This is a genomic window from Variovorax sp. 10N412, from assembly GCF_056394985.1.
Genome location: NZ_JBFTIO010000003.1, coordinates 310260 through 327707, shown reverse-complemented (window position 1 = coordinate 327707; position 17448 = coordinate 310260). Strand labels below are relative to the sequence as shown.

Sequence of the window (17448 nt, the reverse complement as noted above, 5' to 3'; positions counted from 1 at the left end):
CATGCCGGCACCCGCCGACGTGGTCTTCGACGCCTTCCACTTCCATGTGTGGCGCGCGCGCTGGGATTCGCTGGTCGGCAATGCGCGCGTGGTGGGTGGTGCCCCCTGCCCCTTCGTCGGCGCGGAGACAGAGAACAGCGGCGGTGGCTGGCTGCGCGGCCTGTCGATGCGAACGCGCTTCGTCACCTTCGACCGGCCGCACGTGGCGGCGGCGTCGATGGTCGGCCGCTCCTTCCCCTTCAGCCGCTGGGCCGCGTCCATGCGGCACCGCGACACGCAGCCCGGCCACTCGGTGCTGATCTACGTCTACACCATCGAAGTGGGGCCGCAGTCCTTTCGATGGCTGCTGGAGCCGGTGGTGGCGCGGGTCTTCGCACGGCAGACGCAACGCCGCTTCGCGCGCATGCGCGAGTTCCTCGCGGTGCATGCGCACGAGGTCGTCGAGTGGCAACGCACGCAGCACGGGGCCGGCGCGGCATGACGCGTTGCGACGACGATCGCCTGCTGCGCCTGAGCCTCGTTGCGGTGTGGCTCTTCACCGCCGTCGCCAGCCTGGTCGAGCTGAACGGGCAGAGCCGCGAGGTGCTGGCCGCGGCGGGCATTGCGTCGCCGCCGTGGCTGGTGCAGGGGCTGATCGTCGGCGGCGCGGCCGCGGACCTGCTCATCGCCATCGCGCTGTGGCGCTGGCCGGGCCGCGCGAGCTACGCCGCGGCGTTCGCGTTGATGGCCGTCATGACCGCCGTGGCGACCGTGCTCCAGCCGAGCCTGTGGCTGCATCCGCTCGGCCCGCTGCTCAAGAACCTGCCCATCGCCGCCCTGCTCTGGCACCTGTACCGACGCGCCACACCATGAACACGTACCTCGTCCTCAAGTGGCTGCACATCGTCTCCAGCGTGCTGATGGTCGGCACGGGGCTGGGTTCGGCGTTCTACCTGTTCTTCACCAACCGCAGCGGCAGCGTGCCCGCGCAGGCGGTGGTCAGCCGGCTGGTGGTGCGCGCGGACTGGTGGTTCACCACGCCCACCGTCATCCTGCAGCCGGCCACCGGCTTCGCGCTGGCGCACATGGCGGGCTGGCCGATGTCCACGCCGTGGCTCGCGCTGTCGTTGTTGCTGTTCGTGGTCGCGGGCCTGTGCTGGCTGCCGGTGGTGTGGCTGCAGATCCGCATGGCGGCCATCGCGGCGCAGGCGCACCGCGAAGGCACCGCATTGCCGCCCCTCTATGCGCGGTACCAACGTCATTGGGAACTGCTCGGCTACCCGGCCTTCGTGGCGATGGCGGTGGTGTTCTACCTGATGGTGAACAAGCCGCAGCTCTGGTTCTGAGATGAAGCCGGGGGACATTCGCGGAGAGGAGCACCCGGCGGCCTGTGCACACGCCCCGAACTGACCCCGTGCGGTTTTCACGAAGACTTCACACACAGCGCCATTGCTTCACAGACAGTCCGCACACTCGCGGACGCCAACAAAAACATCGGGGGAGCATCCATGCTTCAAGTCGCCAATCGAAAACTCGCGTCGTTCAGTGACGTGCTCTTCACCGGACTGGGCCGCGTGCTCGGTTTCTTGGGTCCGGTGGCCCGTGGGCTCATCGGGTCATGGCGACCGCCGGGTTGGCTGCGTATCGCGGGTGCCTTCGCGCTGCTCGGGTTGCGGTGGCTTCAGCAACGGTTGGCATGGCTTGTGTTGCTGATGTTGCTGGTGCTCGCCGGCTGGATGGCCAGCCCCCATGTGCTGAAGTGGTGGCACGGCCTCACGCCAGACCGCGTGGAGCCCGTCGTCGCCACCGCCAGGATCGAACCGCCGCAGCGCACGCTGATCGAGCTCGACAAGGGGCCGAACCCCTTCGTCATGAACTTCTCGGCCTCGGTGGCGCCCATTGCGCGCATCGGCCAGGAGGCCACCGGCGTCAGCATCGAGCCTGCCATCGCTGGCCGCTGGACCTGGACCCAACAGAACCGGCTCGAGTTCCTGCCCGCGCAAGACTGGCCCGTCGGCCAGCCCTACAAGGTGCAGCTTGCCGGCAACGCGCTCGCGCCGCACATCGAGATGGCGCAGCGCAAGTACGAGTTCAGCTCCCCCGAGTTCACCGCCCAGATCGCCGGCGCCGAGTTCTATCAAGATCCGGTGCAGGCCAACGTGCGCCGCGCGCTGTTCCAGGTGCGCTTCTCGCACCCCGTCAACACCGCCGAGTTCGAGAAGCGGTTGGTGCTCACCTACGACCAGGCCTGCAGCACCTCGTTCTTCAGCGTCGGCAAGTGCGCCAGCGAGAAGTTCACCGTGAGCTACGACAAGCTGCGCCTCAACGCCACGCTGCAGTCCGAGCCGCTGCCCATTCCCGAGAAGACCCGCCCCGTGGTGCTGAGCCTCACGGCCGGCGCGCTTGCGCAAAAGGGCGGCCCGGCCTTGCGCAACGACGTGTCCCGCGCGGTCGACATTCCCGGCCTCTTCAGCCTGAGCATCGCCAGCATCGACCCGACCATCGTCACCGGCGAGAACGGCGAGCCCGAGCACGTGATGCACGTCAGCGCTTCCATGCCCGTGCACGAGCGCGAAATGGCGCGCGTGGTGCAAGCCTGGCTGCTGCCCGCGACCGAAGAAGCCAAGGGCAGCAAGGACGACAACGACGAGAAGTTCGACTGGTCGGCCGACCCGGCGAAGGTGACCGACGCCGTGCTGCGCCGCGCGAAGAAGATCAACCTGCAGCCCATCGCCAGCGAGCGCGAAGTGACCGACATGGTCAGCTTCCGCATGCCCCAGGCCGAGGGCGGGCGCTACCTGCTGGTGCGCATTGCCAAAGGCCTGAAGACGCCCGGCGGCTACCAGCTGGGTGCGGCGCGCCAGGACGTGCGCCTGCTCAAGACCTTCGCGCCCGAGCTCAGCATCATGAGCCAGGGCTCGCTGCTCGCGCTGTCGGGCGAGCGCAAGCTGCCGATCCTGGTGCGCGACCTGCCCGGCATCCGCCTGGAAATCGGCCGCCTGCTGCCGCAGCAGTTGCAGCACCTGGTGACGCAGACCAACGGCGACTTCTCGCATCCGCAGTTCTACGGCGGCCTGACCTCGGACAACCTGGTCGACCGCTTCCAGAAGGAAATTCCGCTCAGCATTCCCGCCGGCAAGGCGCACTACGAGACGGTCGACTTCGCCGAGTACCTGCGCAACGACGTGGCCGACCGGCGCGGCGTGTTCCTGCTGAAGGTGCAGGGCTACGACCCCAAGGCCAAAAAGAAACCCGAAGGCGACGGCGAAGCCCAGCCGGAAGACGAACAGCAGCAGGAAGAACAGTCCTCCGACGAAGACGAAAGCAACGGCGAAGCCGGCAACCCCGAGCAGCAGCTGGACCAGCGCCTGGTGCTCGTCACCGACCTGGGCATCGTTGCGAAGAAGTCGCTCGACGGCACGCGCGACGTGTTCGTGCAGAGCATCGCCAACGGCCAGCCCGTGGCCAATGCGCTGGTGGAGGTGTGGGGCCGCAACGGCATGATCGTCGCGTCGCAGACCACCGACGCCACCGGCGCCGCGAAGCTGCCCAACCTGGCCGGCTACCAGCGCGAGAAGACGCCCGTGGTGCTGGTCGTGCGCAAGGACGGCGACCTGAGCTTCCTGCCCTTCAACCGCAGCGACCGCACGCTGGACATCTCGCGCTTCGACGTCGGCGGCCTGCGCGCGGCCGGCGTGCCGAACCAGATGACGGCCTATGTGTTCAGCGACCGCGGCATCTACCGCCCCGGCGACACGATGCACATCGCGATGATGGTGAAAGCCGGCAACTGGGGCACCTCGCTGCGCGACCTGCCGCTGGAAGCCGAGATCATCGACGCGCGCGGCCTCAGCGTGCGCCGCGAGAAGCTCAAGCTCGGCCCTGGTGGCGCGGCGGAAATCGCCCACACCACGCAGGACAGCTCGCCCACCGGCAACTACACCGTCAACCTCTACCTGCCGCGCGAATCGTCGCCCGGCACGCCGGAGGTCGAAGGCCTGCTCATCGGCAGCACCACCGTGAAGGTGCAGGAGTTCCTGCCCGACCGCACCAAGGTCACCGCCAGGCTCAGCAGCGAGGCGGCCGAAGGCTGGGTCAAGCCGAAGGACCTGAAGGCCTTCGTCGACGTGCAGAACCTCTTCGGCACGCCCGCGCCCGACCGCAAGGTGGAAGGCAAGCTCACGCTGAGCCCGGGCTTCCCGGTGTTCCGCGCGTTCACCGACTACGCCTTCTTCGATCCGCAGCGCGCCGCCGACAAGCAGGTCGACGACCTGGGCAGCGTGCAGACCGGCGCCGACGGCAAGGCCGAGTTCGACCTGCGCCTGTCGCGCTTCGACGCGGCCACCTACCAGGTGCACGTGCTGGCCAAGGCCTTCGAGCCCGAGGGCGGGCGCAGCGTGTCGGCCGAGGCGCAGACGCTGGTGAGCGACATGCCCTACCTGGTGGGCGTGAAGGTCGACGGCGACACCAGCTACGTGAGCAAGGGCGCCGCGCGCAACGCCACCGTGATCGCCATCGACCCGCAGGCGAAGAAGACGGCCGTGGCCGAGCTGAAGATCGAGCGCGTGGAGCGCAAGGTGCTGTCGGTGCTCGTCAAGCAGGACAACGGCCTGTACCGCTACGAGTCGCGCAAGAAGGAAGTGGTGCTCGACGAGAAGCCCTTCGCCATTGCCGCAGCAGGCAACACGGTGTCGCTGGACACCGCCGCGCCCGGCAACTTCGCCTACGTGGTGCGCAACGCGCAGGGCCAGGAGCTCAACCGCGTGGAGTACAGCGTGGCGGGCAACGCCAATGTGTCGCGCTCGCTGGACCGCAATGCCGAGCTGCAGCTCACGCTCGACCGCAAGGACTACGAGCCCGGCCAGGAAATAGCGGTGAGCATTCGTGCCCCGTACGTGGGCGCGGGCCTCATCACCATCGAGCGCGACAAGGTCTACGCCCATGCGTGGTTCAAGACCGACAAGACCGCCTCGGTGCAGAAGATCGTGCTGCCCAAGGACTTCGAGGGCACCGGCTACATCAACGTGCACTTCGTGCGCGACCCGTCCTCGGACGAGGTCTACATGAGCCCGCTGTCGTACGGCATCGTGCCCTTCGCCACCGCGCTGACCAAACGCACGGCCAACCTGCAGCTCACCAGCAGCGAGCTGGTGAAGCCGGGGCAGACGGTGAAGATGAAGCTCACCAGCGACAAGCCCACGCGCGCCGTGGTGTTCGCGGTGGACGAGGGCATCCTGCAGGTGGCGCGCTACAAGACGCCCGACCCGCTGAAGCACTTCTTCCAGAAGCGCGCGCTCGAAGTGGGCACGCTGCAGACGCTCGACCTGATCCTGCCGGAGTTCAAGAAGCTCATGCAGGGCGCGGCCCCCGGCGGCGACGGCGAAGGCGAGCTCGGCAAGCACCTGAACCCGTTCAAGCGCAAGCGCGACAAGCCGGTGGCCTACTGGTCGGGGCTGGTGGACGTGAACGGCAGCCGCGAGTTCAGCTACACCGTGCCCGAGAGCTTCAACGGCAGCCTGCGCGTGATGGCCGTGGCCATCAACGACGAAGCCACCGCCGCCAAGAGCACGCGCACCGTGGTGCGCGGCGACATGGTGATATTGCCGAACGCACCGCTCGCGATGGCGCCGGGCGACACGGTCGAGGTGGGCGTGGGCCTGGCGAACAACATCGCGGGCTCCGGCAAGGAAGCGCCGATTGCATTGACGCTCACCGCCTCGGGCGGCCTCGAAGTGGTGGGCGACGCCACGCAGACGCTCAAGGTCAACGAGCGCGGCGAAGCGAGCACCAAATTCAACGTGCGCGCCAAACCCGGCGAGCAGGCGGTGCTGGGTTCTTCGGCGCTGGTGTTCACCTCGACGCACAAGACCTTCAGCGCGCGCCTGTCGACCGAGGTGAGCGTGCGGCCCGCATCGCCCTTCGTCACGCTGGTGCAGGCCGGCAGCTTCCAGCGTGCCGGCGAGCTGAGCAGCAAGGCCGACCTGTACCCGAACTTCCGCCAGAGCGACGTGGCCGTGTCTGCTGCGCCCTGGGCCTTCGCGACCGGCCTCATGCAGTACCTGGAGGCCTACCCGCACGGCTGCACCGAGCAGATCACGAGCCAGACCTTCCCTGCGGTGCTGCTGTCGGGCCGGCCCGAGCTGGTGAAGGAAATGGCGCGCGGCCGCACCGCGGAGCAAGGCCCGCTGCCCGAGGCGCGCAAGACCTTCGAGCGCTACCTGGTGCAGTTGCGCGCACGGCAGACGGCCGACGGCGGCTTCTCGCTGTGGCCCGGCGCGGGCACCGACCCGTTCGCCACGCTCTATGCGGTGCACCTGCTGGTCGAGGCCAGGGACCACAAGCTGCCGGTGCCGCAAGACCTGCTGCAAAAGGCCGACACCTACCTGCAGGGCTGGCTCGGCAGCGGCGACGCCACGCTCGACGGCTGGCGGCAGCGCACGCAGGCGGCCTACCTGCTGACGCGCCAGGGCATCATCGCGCCGGCCGCGCTGGCCAACCTGCGCGAGGCCTGGCGCAACAAGAAGACCCAGGGCTGGAACGACGACCTGGGCGCCGTGTACCTCGCCGCGAGCTACCAGCTCGTGAAGCAGGAGCAGGTGGCCAACGAACTGCTCGACCCGGTGTGGAGCGACCTGCTCGCGCGCACCGAGAAGAAGCAGCGCCGCAACGTCTGGGGCGCCTACTACGACCCGCTGGTGCACGACAGCATGACGCTGCACCTGGTGGGCCGGCACTTTCCGGCGCGCCTGAAGACGCTGAAGCCCGCCGTGTGGGAAGGCATGGCCGCGATGGTGCGCGACGGTTGGTACAACAGCCTGTCGTCGGCCTCGATGCTGCTGGCGGTCGACTCGTACTTCGAGGCCGTGGGGCAGAACGCCGAAGGCAAGCTCACGGCGAGCGCCGTCAACGCGCAGGGCCAGGCCGCCGCGCTGGCACTGGGTGCGGTGAACCCGATCGCGCGCGCCGCGGTGCCGGCCGGCACCGCGAAGCTGAAGCTGTCGAACGACAGCGACTTCAACCTGTACTACAGCTGGGCCGAGCAGGGCTTCGAGCGCAACGTGCCCGCCACGCCGGTGAACCAGGGCATGGAAATATTCCACGAGGTGCTCGACGCCAAGGGCAACCCGGTCACCAAGGTGAAGCTCGGCGACGAGGTCACGGTGCGGGTGCGCGTGCGCAGCCTGGACCGCGCACAGATCGCCGACGTGGCGCTGGTCGACGTGCTGCCCGGCGGGCTGGAGCCGGTGCTGCAGGCCGTGGGCGACGACGACGATGCCAACGCCGATGCGCCGATCTGGAAGAAGCGCCTGGGCGGCGGCGGCTCGTGGCAGGTGCAGTACGCCGACATCCGCGAAGACCGCGTGGTGTTCTACGGCGGCGTCGGCAAGGACCTGCTCGAAGTGACCTACAAGGCGCGCGCGACCAACGTGGGCGACTACGTGGTGCCGGCCGCCTATGGCGAGGCGATGTACGACCGGCGCGTGTTCTCGCGCTCGGCGGGTGGGCGCTTCCAGGTGGTGGGCAATTGACCACGACGACGGTCCGCGTTGTTCCCTCTCCCGCGTGCGGGAGAGGGCTAGGGTGAGGGTTCGGCCTTCCCATGAACACGCTGCTTGATCCGTCGCCGCTCCCCTCACCCCAGCCCTCTCCCGCACGCGGGAGAGGGGGCAAGACACGGGGGCGCAAGACGCTCGTCGCCTTCGCGATCGTCGCGCTGCTGCTCGCCCTGCTGCGCCTCTGGCCTCATGCCCCGCTCAGCGAAACCGTCGGCAGCTCCCGCGCCGTCTATGCCCAGGGCGGCGAACTGATGCGGCTCACGCTCGCGGGCGATGAACAGTACCGGCTCTGGGTGCCGCTCGCGCGCATCTCTCCGACGCTGGTCGATGCGGTGCTGCTGTACGAAGACCGCCGCTTCTACGCGCACCCCGGCGTCAACCCCGCCGCACTGGTGCGCAGCGCGTGGCGCATCGCCAGCGGCGAGCGCCGCCAGGGCGGCTCCACGCTCACCATGCAGCTCGCGCGCCGCGTGTACGGCATCGACAGCCGCACGCCCGGCGGCAAGGTCGCGCAGATCTTCGCCGCGCTGTGGCTCGAAGCACGCTTCGGCAAGCGCGACATCCTCGAGGCCTACCTCAACACCGCGCCCTACGGCGGCAACATCGAAGGCGTGCAGGCCGCGAGCCTCATCTACTTCCGCAAGGACGCCGCCAGGCTCAGCCTGCCCGAGGCACTCACGCTCGCGGTGATTCCGCAGAACCCCGTCAAGCGCATTGCCGAGCGCGGGCGCAACACCGAGCTGCAATCGGCGCGCGAACGCCTGTGGGCGCTGTGGGCCGAGCGCGACCCCACCGCCAGGCAGCACGCCCCCGACGCGCAGCTCGCGCTCTCGGCGCAGTCGCGCGGCAGCCTGCCCTTTCTGGCGCCGCACGCCACCGACATGCTGCTTGCGCAGGAGCGCGGCGTGCAGGAGGTGCGCACCACCATCGACCTGCGCATGCAGTCCACGCTGGAGCGCGTGATGGGCCAGTACCTGCGCACACATGCCGACGTGGGCATGACCAACGCGAGCGCGCTGCTGCTCGACGCCTCGACCATGCAGGTGCGCGCCATGATCGGCTCGGCCGACTTCCGCAACGACGCCATCGCGGGCCAGGTCAACGGCGTGCTGGCCAGGCGCTCGCCGGGTTCCACGCTCAAGCCCTTCATCTATGCGCTGGCGCTCGACCAGGGGCTGCTGCATCCGCGCACGATGCTGAAAGACGCGCCGACCTCCTTCGGCCCTTACACGCCCGAGAACTTCGACCACCGCTTCGCCGGTCCGCTGTCGGCGCAGGAGGCGCTGATCCGCAGCCGCAACATTCCCGCGGTGGCCGTGGCCGCCAAGCTCTCGAAACCGGGGCTGTACGACTTCATGCGGCTGGCCGGCGTGCAGAAGCTGCAGAGCGAATCGCACTACGGGCTGGCGCTGGTGCTGGGCGGCGGCGAGGTCACGCCCGAGGAGCTCGCGGGCATGTATGCGACGCTGGCCAACGGCGGCATTTCGCAGCCCATCCGCTACACGCAGCCCGCGCCTGACGAGCCGCCTGTGCAGCCGCTGCGCCTGCTGAGCGAAGAGGCATCGTTCATCACGCTCGACATGCTGCGCCACACGCCGCGTCCCGACACCACCTTGCCCGCGCGCCCCGCCGTCGCGTGGAAGACGGGCACGTCATGGGGCTTTCGCGATGCATGGACGGCCGGCGTGTTCGGCCGTCATGTGCTGGTGGTGTGGGTGGGCAACTTCGACGGCACCAGCAACCCCGCGCTGGTGGGCGTGGATGCGGCCGCGCCGCTGTTCCTGCGCATGGTCGACGCGTTGCGCGCCGAGCGGCTCGACCCGGGCGAAGTCGCGTCGCGCCAGCCGCCGGACCTGCGCCAGGTCGAGGTGTGCGCCGCCACCGGCGGCCTGCCCGATGCGCTGTGCCCGGTGCGCGCGACGACGTGGTTCATCGCCGGCAAGTCGCCGATCCAGGTCAGCAACCTGCACCGCGCGGTGTGGGTCGACGAGACCACCGGCAAGGTGGTGTGCGGGCCGCAGCCCAACGCAAGACAGCAGGTGGTGGAACAGTGGGGCAGCGACATGCGCCGCCTGTTCCGCCAGGCCGGGCTGCCGCGCGCGAGCGCACCGGCCGACGGTTGCGAGAAGGACGGCGATGCACCCGAGGGCGCGCCGCTCATCACCTCGCCGCTGCGCGGCGTGCGCCACACGCTGCGCGTGAACAAGCCCGAGCCGCTGGTGCTGCGCGCCGAGGCCGCCGCAGGCACGCAGGCGGTGTACTGGTTCGCCGACGACGCGCTCATTGGCCGTGCCGCGCCCGGAGAAGGCATCACCTGGATGCCGAGCCTTTCGGAGTCCGGCCGGCGCTACGTGCTGCGCGCGGTCGACGACCAGGGACGCGCCGAATCGCGCGAGGTGACGGTGGACGTCGCACCCTGAACGGATGTCAGGGCCGCCGGATGTCATGGTGGCCGGGTGTCATGGTCGCGTCATGCCTGCCCGGCATGGTCACGCGTTTTCGACTTGGAACTTCTTCGTTCATGACGCGCCTCGCTTCCCTTTCCTTCATCGCCCTGGCCACCGCACTCGCCTGCGGCAGCGCGGCGGCGCAGACCGCCTTTCCGTCCACGCTCGCCGGCCACGCCGTGCTGCCCGCGCAGAGCTTCGTGGCCGCGCCGAAGGACGCGCCGGCCGACCTGCAGGTCAGCGGCAAGTTCACGACGCCGAGGCGCGTCGAGGCCATCGGCACCGTCGAAGGCCTCTCTGCCGGGCGCGGCACGGGGATCTCGGTGCCCTTCAAGGGCCAGCCGCTGCAGGGCCATTCGGGCATCAAGAAGATGGACGACGGCACGTTCTGGATCCTCACCGACAACGGCGCGGGCGCCAAGGCCAACTCGCCCGACTTCATGCTCTACCTGAACCACTACAAGGTGGACTTCAAGAGCGGCAAGTTCGACCGGCTGCAAACCGTGTTCCTGCACGACCCCGACAAGAAGGTGCCGTTTCGCATCGTCCACGAAGGCACCAGGCAGCGCTACCTGACGGGTTCGGACTTCGACCCCGAGAGCTTCCAGTTCGCCGGCGGCGCGCTGTGGATCGGCGAGGAGTTCGGCCCCTTCCTGATCAAGGCCGACCTCAAGGGCAAGGTGCTCGCGGTGTTCGACACGCTGGTCGACGGCAAGGCCGTGCGCTCGCCCGACCATCCGGCCGTGACCACGCCGGGCGTGCCCGGTGGCGCGGTCGATTTCCAGATCAAGCGCTCCAAGGGCTTCGAGGGCATGGCGTCTTCGAAGGACGGCAGCAAGCTGTACGCACTGCTCGAAGGCCCGGTGTGGAATGCCGAGGCCAAGGACTACGAGCGCGTGGAGGGCAAGGAGGCGCTGCGCGTGCTGGAGTTCGACGTGGCCACCGAGAAGTGGACGGGGCGCCATTGGAAGTACGTGCTGGAAGCCAACGGCAACGCCATCGGCGACTTCAACATGATCGACGCCACCACGGGCCTGATCATCGAGCGCGACAACGGCGAAGGCACCTCCGACAAGGCCTGCCCCGAAGGCCAGAAGCGCACCGACTGCTTCCACGACATCGCGAAGTTCAAGCGCGTCTACAAGGTCGAGCTGAGCGACGCCAACGTGGGCGGCCCGGTGCGCAAGATCGGCTACATCGACCTGCTGAACATTGCCGACCCCGACAAGCTCGCGCGCAAGCCGCTGAACGACGGCGTGCTGAAGTTCCCGTTCTTCACCATCGAGAACGTCGACGTGGTCGACGCCACGCACATCGTGGTCGGCAACGACAACAACCTGCCCTTCTCGAGCAGCCGCGAGCCGAACAAGGCCGACGACAACGAGCTGGTGCTGCTGGAAGCGGGCGCGCTGCTGCAGGCGAAGTAGGCGGCGGGCACGGGGCGCTCCCGGGGGCCGCATTGCCCCGCGCGCAGGCAGGGCGTGTGAGGGGCTGGTTGGGGAAATTGCGCCAAATGCGTATGATTCTCATCTTCAAGCATATTCCCTCGTCCCCTTTTCCATGAATTTCCGAACGACCTCGCGCGCCGTCCGGCGCGCGGCGTGAGCACCGGCGTTCGCCATCGCCTCGGCGTGGCGTCCCGCGCGGTGGCCGCCATTGCCGGCGGCTACGGCGTGGCGGCGCTCTCTGCCGCGGTGCTCGCGCTGTGCCTGCCCGCCGCCTTCGGCATGGCACGCAGCGAAGCCGCCATGACCGGCACGCTGGCCTCTTTCATCGTCTTCGCGCTGGCCGTGATGTGGGTCTTTGCCGCGCGCACCGCCGTGCGCGCATGGACCGGCCTGGCCGTTGCCGCCGCACCGCTCGCCGTGCTGCTGTTCGTGCTCCTGCGCATCGCCGGGGGCGCCGCATGAAGGAAGGTTTTCGCCAGTCGATGGCGTGGCTGCACACCTGGTCGGGCCTGCTGGTCGGCTGGGTGCTGTTCATGGTGTTCGCGGCCGGCACGGCCTCGTACTTCAAGGACGAGATCACGTTCTGGATGAAGCCCGAGCTGCACGCGGTGGCGCAGCACGCGGTGCCGCCGGTCCAGGCCGCCGAAGGCGCCGTGGCCTACCTGCAGCGGCGCGGCGCCGGCAGCCCGCGCTGGTTCATCAACCTGCCGACCGAGCGCCAGCCCTCGACCGACGTGCTGTACCTCGCCACGCCGGCGCCCGCCGCCGCCGGTGCCGCACCCGCCGAGAGGCCGCGCCGCCGCTTCGACCGCGCCTCGCTCGACCCGGCCACCGGCGAAGCGATGTCCGCGCCGCGCGCCACCCGCGGCGGCGAGTTCTTCTACCGCCTGCACTTCGACCTGCACTACATGCCGGCGCTGTGGGCACGCTGGATCGTGGGTTTCTGCGCGATGTTCATGCTGGTGGCCATCTTCAGCGGCATCGTCACGCACAAGCGCATCTTCAAGGACTTCTTCACCTTCCGCCCGAAGAAGGGCCAGCGCTCCTGGCTCGACGCGCACAACGTGACGGCGGTGCTCGCGCTGCCCTATCACCTGATGATCACGTACACCGGCCTGGTCACGCTGATGTTCATGTACATGCCCTGGGCCCCGCAGGTGGCCTACAAGGACCGCGGCGGCGAGCAGGCCTTCTTCGCCGAAGCCTTCCCGGGCGGCGGCCGCGACCAGGTCAAGGCCTCGGGCACCAAGGCGCCGCTGGCGCCCCTCGCGCCGATGCTGGCCCAGGCCTCGGCGCACTGGAACGGCGCCGCCGTGGGCCGCATCACCGTGCACCAGCCCAACGATGCCAATGCGGTGGTCTCGCTCACGCGCGCCGAAGGGCCGCAGCTGTCGTACGACCAGCCGTCGATGCAGTTCAACGGCGCCACCGGCGCGCTGATCGGCGCCTTCGGTGACGTGCCCCGGCCGGCCGCGCAAACGCGCGGCGTGCTCTACGGCCTGCACATCGGGCGCTTCGGCGATCCGTTGCTGCGCGCGCTGTTCTTCCTCTCGGGCCTGGCCGGCTGCCTGATGGTGGCGACCGGGCTGCTGCTGTGGGCCGTGAAGGAGCGCCAGAAGTTCGCCAAGACGCTCAAGCAGGGCGGGCGCATCGGTTTCGGCCTGCGGCTGGTCGACGGCCTGAACGTCGGCGCCGTCGCCGGCCTGCCGGTGGCGATGGCCGCCTTCTTCTGGGCCAACCGGCTGGTGCCGGTCGAGGTGGCCGAGCGCGGCGCGGTCGAGATCCGCTGGTTCTTCATCGTCTGGGGCGCGACCGCCGTGCTCGGCCTGCTGCGACCGACGCTGCGCATGTGGCAGGCGCAGCTGGCATTCGGCGCACTGCTGTTCGTGCTGCTGCCGGTGCTCAACGCGTTCACAGGTCCCGCGCCGCTGACCGTGAGCCTGCGTTCGGGCCCGAGCGCGGTGGCCGGCTTCGACCTCGTCGCGATGGCATTGGGCCTGGGCCTGGCGAGCGCGGTCTGGATCGTGGAGCGCAAGCGCCGCAAGTCGCTGGCCAGGAAGGCCGCTCCGCCGGCGGCCAAGGCCACGCCTGCGGCGCAGTCCGCGCTCGTCACCTCGGAACAGGGTTCGTGATGGATTCGCTGCTCCTGGCCCTCGTGTTCGCCGCCTCGCTCGGCGGCTTCTGCGCGCTGAGCCTGGCGATGGACCGCCACAGCGAAGACGTCTACGGCCGCGGCAGCTCGCCGGGCACATGGCGGCGCTGGCTGCAGCTTGGCGGCACCGTGCTGCTGTGCCTGTCGCTGGCGGCGAGCCTGCAGGCCGCGGGCAGTTCGATCGGCTGGGTGCTGTGGCTGGGCGCGCTCACGGCCGCCGCGTTGGCGACGGTCGGGCTGCTGGGCTGCGCGCCGCGGCGGTTTCCGTGGATCGGGTCGGCCGCGGCGCTCGTCGCCGTGGGCGGCGGCTTGCTCTACCTGCTGCTCCTGTTGCTGGCCTGAGCCGTTCAGGCCGGGCGCCGCGCCGCGGTGCCGCCCGAGAGCACGCCCTGCGTCACCGGCAGCGCCATGAAGTCGTGCGGGAAGCCCATCGGCACGGCGCTGACTGCATCGAGACGCTGCAGCGCCGAGGCATCGAGTTCCACGTCGAGCGCACCCAGGTTGTCCTCGAACTGCGCGAAGGTGCGCGCACCGACGATCGGCATCACGGTCGGCGCGCTGCGGTGCAGCAGCCAGGCCAGCGCGATCTGCGCGGACGAGCGGCCCTGCTCCTGCGCGATCTGCGCGACCACGTCGGCGATGTCGAGCGTGCGGCCGCTCAGCGCGCCGTTCATGGCGACCAGGTCCTTGCGCGTGCCCGAGACGCCTGCCGTGCCCGGCGTGGCGCCCTTCATCTGGGCGAGGTCGGCGCGCGTGTACTTGCCCGACAGCACGCCGCTGCCCAGCGGCGACCACGCCATCACGCCCAGGCCGAGCTCGTGGGCCATCGGCAGCAGTTCGCGCTCCACGGTGCGCTCGATCAGGCTGTGCTCGATCTGCAGCGCCACCAGCGGCGTCCAGCCGCGCAGGTCGGCCAGCGTCTGCATGCGCGCCACCTGCCAGGCCGGCGTGTCGGAGATGCCCGCGTAGAGCACCTTGCCCGAGCGCACGAGGTCGTCGAAGCCGCGCATCACTTCGTCGATGGGCGTGAGGTTGTCCCAGATGTGCAGGTACAGCAGGTCGATGTAGTCGGTGCCCAGGCGCTTCAGGCTGGCCTCGACCGAGCGCACCATGTTGCGCCGGTGGTTGCCGCCCGCGTTGGGGTTGCCGGGCTGCATGTTCAGCGTGTACTTGGTGGCCAGCACCACCGACTCGCGCCGCTCGGCGATGAACTGGCCCAGCAGCTTCTCCGAGCTGCCGTTGGTATAGAAGTTGGCCGTGTCGATGAAGTTGCCGCCGCGCTCCACGTACCGGTCGAACATGCGGCGCGACTCCACGGCGTCGGCGCCCCAGCCCCAGTCGCTGCCGAAGGTCATGGTGCCCAGCGACATGGGGCTGACGCGCAGGCCCGAGCGGCCGAGGGTGAGGTAGTTGTCCAGCTTCATGGTGAATGTTCTTTCGAGATGGCTGGCGGTGCGGTCGCATCGCCATGGCCTCGAAGGTAGGCCTGGAATTCCTCTGGAAAAAGACCGCTGGGGTGGATGCTTTGTGAAGCCTGTCTTCATAATGAAAGCCATGTCGCCCGAGCTGCTCCCTGCCATCGCCGCCTTCGCCCGCGTGGCGCACCACGCCAGCTTCACGCGCGCCGCGGAAGAACTGGGCGTGTCGCCCTCGGCCCTGTCGCAGACCGTGCGCACGCTGGAGCAGCGCCTGGGCGTGCGCCTGCTGGACCGCACCACGCGGCGGGTCGGCGTGACCGAACTGGGCCAGCAGTTGCTGAACGGCGCGCGCCCTGCACTCGACGCGCTGGCCCAGGCGGTCGAAGGCCTCGACGAGGCGCGCGACAAGCCCGCCGGCATGCTGCGCCTGAACGTCTCGCGGGTGGCGGCCGAGCTGCTGCTCTTTCCGTACCTGGGCGACTTCGCGGACACCTGGCCCGACATCACGCTCGAGCTGGTCTGCGACAACCGCATGGTCGAACTGGTCGAGGGCGGCTTCGACGCCGGCATCCGGCTCGGCGAAAGCCTTGCACAGGATGTGGTGGCCGTGCCGGTGGGCGGGCCGCTGCGCATGGTCACCTTCGCCGCGCCGCGCTACCTGAAGGGCCGCAAGCCGCCACTGGTGCCCGAAGACCTGCGCGAGCACCGCTGCCTGAACTACCGCCTGAGCACGGGCGGCCTCTATCGCTGGGAGTACGCGCAGGACGGGCGCGTGCTGGACATCGCGCTGCCGGGGCCGCTGGTCAGCAACGACGGCGAGGTGTTGCTGGCCGCGGCGCGTGCGGGCGCGGGGATCACCTCGGCCTTCGAAGGCGCAGTGCGCGAAGACTTCGAGAGCGGCCGGCTGGTGCCGCTGCTGGAGCGCTGGTGGCCGACCTTTCCGGGCTTCTACCTGTACCACCCGAGCCGCGCGCAGATGCCGCGCAAGCTGCGGGTGTTCATCGATTTCCTGCAGGCGCGGCATGCGCCGCCGCCGGTGTCGCAGCGGGCGGTCAAGCCCGCATCAGCGCCTCGATCTCGTCCGCGTCCACCGGCACGCCGCGCGAAATAAGCTCGCAGCCGGTGGCCGTGACGATCGCGTCGTCCTCGATGCGGATGCCGATGTGGTGGAACTGCTCGGGCACGCCCTCGCCGGGGCGCACGTAGATGCCGGGCTCCAGCGTCAGCACCATGCCCGGGTGCAGGATGCGGCTCGGGCGGTTCTTGATGACTTCGTTGGACAGCGGATCCTTTCGCTCGCTCACTTCGCCGACCTGCGTGGGCTCGACGTAGCTGCCGCAGTCGTGCACGTCCATGCCCAGCCAGTGGCTGGTGCGGTGCATGTAGAACTGGAAGTAGGCGCGCGAATCGATCACGTCGTCCAGGCCGCCGACCTTGTTGGCGTCGAGCAGGCCCAGGTCGAGCATGCCCTGCGCCAGCACCTTCACCGCCGCGTCGTGCGGGTCGTTGAAGCGGTTGCCGGCCTTGGTGGCGGCGGCCGAGGCGTACTGGCTCTGCAGCACCAGGTCGTACAGCGCGCGCTGCGGCCCGCTGAACTTGCCGTCGGCCGGGAAGGTGCGCGTGATGTCGCTGGCATAGCTGTCGAGCTCGCAGCCCGCGTCGATCAGCACCAGCTCGCCCTTGCGCACCGGCGCGGCGTCGGCGCGGTAGTGCAGCACGCAGGCGTTGGCGCCCGCCGCTACGATGGAGCCGTAGGCCGGGTACTGCGAGCCGCCCAGGCGGAATTCATGCAGCAGCTCGGCGTCCAGGTGGTACTCGCGCACGTCCTTGCCTTCGCGCAGCATGCGCGCCGACAGCTGCATCGCGCGGATGTGGGCGCGCGCGCTGATCTGCGCGGCGCGCCGCATCACGTCCTGCTCGTGCGCGTCTTTCACGAGGCGCATCTCGTCGAGCAGGCCGCACAGGTCGCGCTGCTCCTCGGGGCACAGCGCGCCGTAGCGCACGCGCGCGCGCACCGACTGCAGCCAGCCGTCGATGCGGGTCTCCAGGCCCTTGTGCGTGGCGAAGGGAAACCACACGGTCGACTTGTTCTCGAGCAGCTTGGGCAGCTTCGTGTCGAGCTCGTTGATAGAGAGGGCGTCGTCCACGCCCAGCGCGGCGGGCGCGGCCTCGGGGCCGAGGCGAAAGCCGTCCCAGATTTCGCGTTCCAGGTCCTTGGGCGCGCAGAACAGTGTGGCGCGGCCGTCGCCCGAGAGCACCAGCCAGGCGTTGGGCTCGGTGAAGCCGGTCAGGTAGTAGAAGTAGCTGTCGTGGCGAAACAGGAAGTCGCTGTCGCGGTTGCGCTGGCGCTCGGGGGCCGTGGGGATGAGGGCGATGCCGTCCTTGCCCAGTTGCGCGGCGAGGCGCGCGCGGCGCTCGGCGTAGATCGTGGTGTCAATGAGCATGGGT

General features: G+C 69.5%; 12 protein-coding genes. 10 read left to right on the top strand and 2 right to left on the bottom strand.

Features of this window, described 5'->3' with window-relative positions; translation table 11 throughout:
- Position 1 precedes the first annotated feature (1 nt).
- From AC1DJH_RS10840 to AC1DJH_RS10800, 9 genes are all read left to right on the top strand, one after another.
- Positions 2 to 481, top strand: a complete 480-nt coding sequence (locus tag AC1DJH_RS10840; protein ID WP_478185682.1) for an SRPBCC family protein — start codon at positions 2 to 4, stop codon at positions 479 to 481.
- Positions 478 to 852, top strand: coding sequence for a DoxX-like family protein (locus AC1DJH_RS10835; protein WP_435486664.1), 375 nt, complete (start codon positions 478 to 480; stop codon positions 850 to 852). The genes AC1DJH_RS10840 and AC1DJH_RS10835 overlap by 4 nt, the downstream gene beginning before the upstream one ends.
- Entirely contained in the window at positions 849 to 1325 is a 477-nt protein-coding gene (locus AC1DJH_RS10830; RefSeq protein ID WP_478185681.1) for a DUF2269 family protein, read from the top strand. Before AC1DJH_RS10835 ends, AC1DJH_RS10830 begins: the two co-directional genes overlap by 4 nt.
- Before the next feature lie 162 nt (positions 1326 to 1487).
- The gene (locus tag AC1DJH_RS10825; protein WP_478185680.1) at positions 1488 to 7508 is read left to right on the top strand and encodes an alpha-2-macroglobulin family protein; all 6021 of its coding nucleotides are present in this window, start codon (positions 1488 to 1490) and stop codon (positions 7506 to 7508) included.
- Between the two features lie 71 nt (positions 7509 to 7579).
- Positions 7580 to 9955 (top strand): penicillin-binding protein 1C, encoded by a 2376-nt coding sequence (pbpC, locus tag AC1DJH_RS10820; protein WP_478185679.1) that lies wholly within the window; start codon positions 7580 to 7582, stop codon positions 9953 to 9955.
- A 101-nt stretch (positions 9956 to 10056) separates the two neighbouring features.
- Positions 10057 to 11409 carry an esterase-like activity of phytase family protein gene (locus AC1DJH_RS10815; RefSeq protein WP_478185678.1) on the top strand — a complete coding sequence of 451 codons (1353 nt, stop codon included), beginning with the start codon at positions 10057 to 10059 and terminating at the stop codon, positions 11407 to 11409.
- A 174-nt stretch (positions 11410 to 11583) separates the two neighbouring features.
- The gene (locus tag AC1DJH_RS10810; protein ID WP_435486669.1) at positions 11584 to 11892 is read left to right on the top strand and encodes an iron transporter; all 309 of its coding nucleotides are present in this window, start codon (positions 11584 to 11586) and stop codon (positions 11890 to 11892) included.
- On the top strand, positions 11889 to 13562 hold the full coding sequence (locus tag AC1DJH_RS10805; protein WP_478185677.1) for a PepSY-associated TM helix domain-containing protein: 1674 nt from the start codon (positions 11889 to 11891) through the stop codon (positions 13560 to 13562). The genes AC1DJH_RS10810 and AC1DJH_RS10805 overlap by 4 nt, the downstream gene beginning before the upstream one ends.
- Positions 13562 to 13924, top strand: a complete 363-nt coding sequence (locus tag AC1DJH_RS10800) for a DUF3325 domain-containing protein (protein WP_435486671.1) — start codon at positions 13562 to 13564, stop codon at positions 13922 to 13924. Before AC1DJH_RS10805 ends, AC1DJH_RS10800 begins: the two co-directional genes overlap by 1 nt.
- Positions 13925 to 13929: 5 nt before the next feature.
- Here the strand turns inward: AC1DJH_RS10800 and AC1DJH_RS10795 are convergent, their stop codons facing one another.
- A complete protein-coding gene (locus AC1DJH_RS10795; RefSeq protein ID WP_478185676.1) occupies positions 13930 to 15006 on the bottom strand; it encodes an aldo/keto reductase in 1077 nt (358 codons plus the stop codon).
- Between the two features lie 130 nt (positions 15007 to 15136).
- Here AC1DJH_RS10795 and AC1DJH_RS10790 point away from each other — a divergent pair, with 130 nt between their 5' ends.
- Positions 15137 to 16111 carry a LysR family transcriptional regulator gene (locus AC1DJH_RS10790; RefSeq protein WP_478185675.1) on the top strand — a complete coding sequence of 325 codons (975 nt, stop codon included), beginning with the start codon at positions 15137 to 15139 and terminating at the stop codon, positions 16109 to 16111.
- Here the strand turns inward: AC1DJH_RS10790 and AC1DJH_RS10785 are convergent.
- Positions 16053 to 17444, bottom strand: coding sequence for an aminopeptidase P N-terminal domain-containing protein (locus AC1DJH_RS10785; protein WP_435439762.1), 1392 nt, complete (start codon positions 17442 to 17444; stop codon positions 16053 to 16055). The genes AC1DJH_RS10790 and AC1DJH_RS10785 overlap by 59 nt on opposite strands.
- Between the last annotated feature and the right edge of the window lie 4 nt (positions 17445 to 17448).

What these genes read in the sequence shown, in the direction of transcription:
- AC1DJH_RS10840 (WP_478185682.1), top strand. Translation starts at nt 2, where the DNA reads ATGCCGGCACCCGCCGACGTGGTCTTCGACGCCTTCCACTTCCATGTG.
- AC1DJH_RS10835 (WP_435486664.1), top strand. Translation starts at nt 478, where the DNA reads ATGACGCGTTGCGACGACGATCGCCTGCTGCGCCTGAGCCTCGTTGCG.
- AC1DJH_RS10830 (WP_478185681.1), top strand. Translation starts at nt 849, where the DNA reads ATGAACACGTACCTCGTCCTCAAGTGGCTGCACATCGTCTCCAGCGTG.
- AC1DJH_RS10825 (WP_478185680.1), top strand. Translation starts at nt 1,488, where the DNA reads ATGCTTCAAGTCGCCAATCGAAAACTCGCGTCGTTCAGTGACGTGCTC.
- pbpC (WP_478185679.1), top strand. Translation starts at nt 7,580, where the DNA reads ATGAACACGCTGCTTGATCCGTCGCCGCTCCCCTCACCCCAGCCCTCT.
- AC1DJH_RS10815 (WP_478185678.1), top strand. Translation starts at nt 10,057, where the DNA reads ATGACGCGCCTCGCTTCCCTTTCCTTCATCGCCCTGGCCACCGCACTC.
- AC1DJH_RS10805 (WP_478185677.1), top strand. Translation starts at nt 11,889, where the DNA reads ATGAAGGAAGGTTTTCGCCAGTCGATGGCGTGGCTGCACACCTGGTCG.
- AC1DJH_RS10800 (WP_435486671.1), top strand. Translation starts at nt 13,562, where the DNA reads ATGGATTCGCTGCTCCTGGCCCTCGTGTTCGCCGCCTCGCTCGGCGGC.
- AC1DJH_RS10795 (WP_478185676.1), bottom strand. Translation starts at nt 15,006, where the DNA reads ATGAAGCTGGACAACTACCTCACCCTCGGCCGCTCGGGCCTGCGCGTC.
- AC1DJH_RS10790 (WP_478185675.1), top strand. Translation starts at nt 15,137, where the DNA reads ATGTCGCCCGAGCTGCTCCCTGCCATCGCCGCCTTCGCCCGCGTGGCG.
- AC1DJH_RS10785 (WP_435439762.1), bottom strand. Translation starts at nt 17,444, where the DNA reads ATGCTCATTGACACCACGATCTACGCCGAGCGCCGCGCGCGCCTCGCC.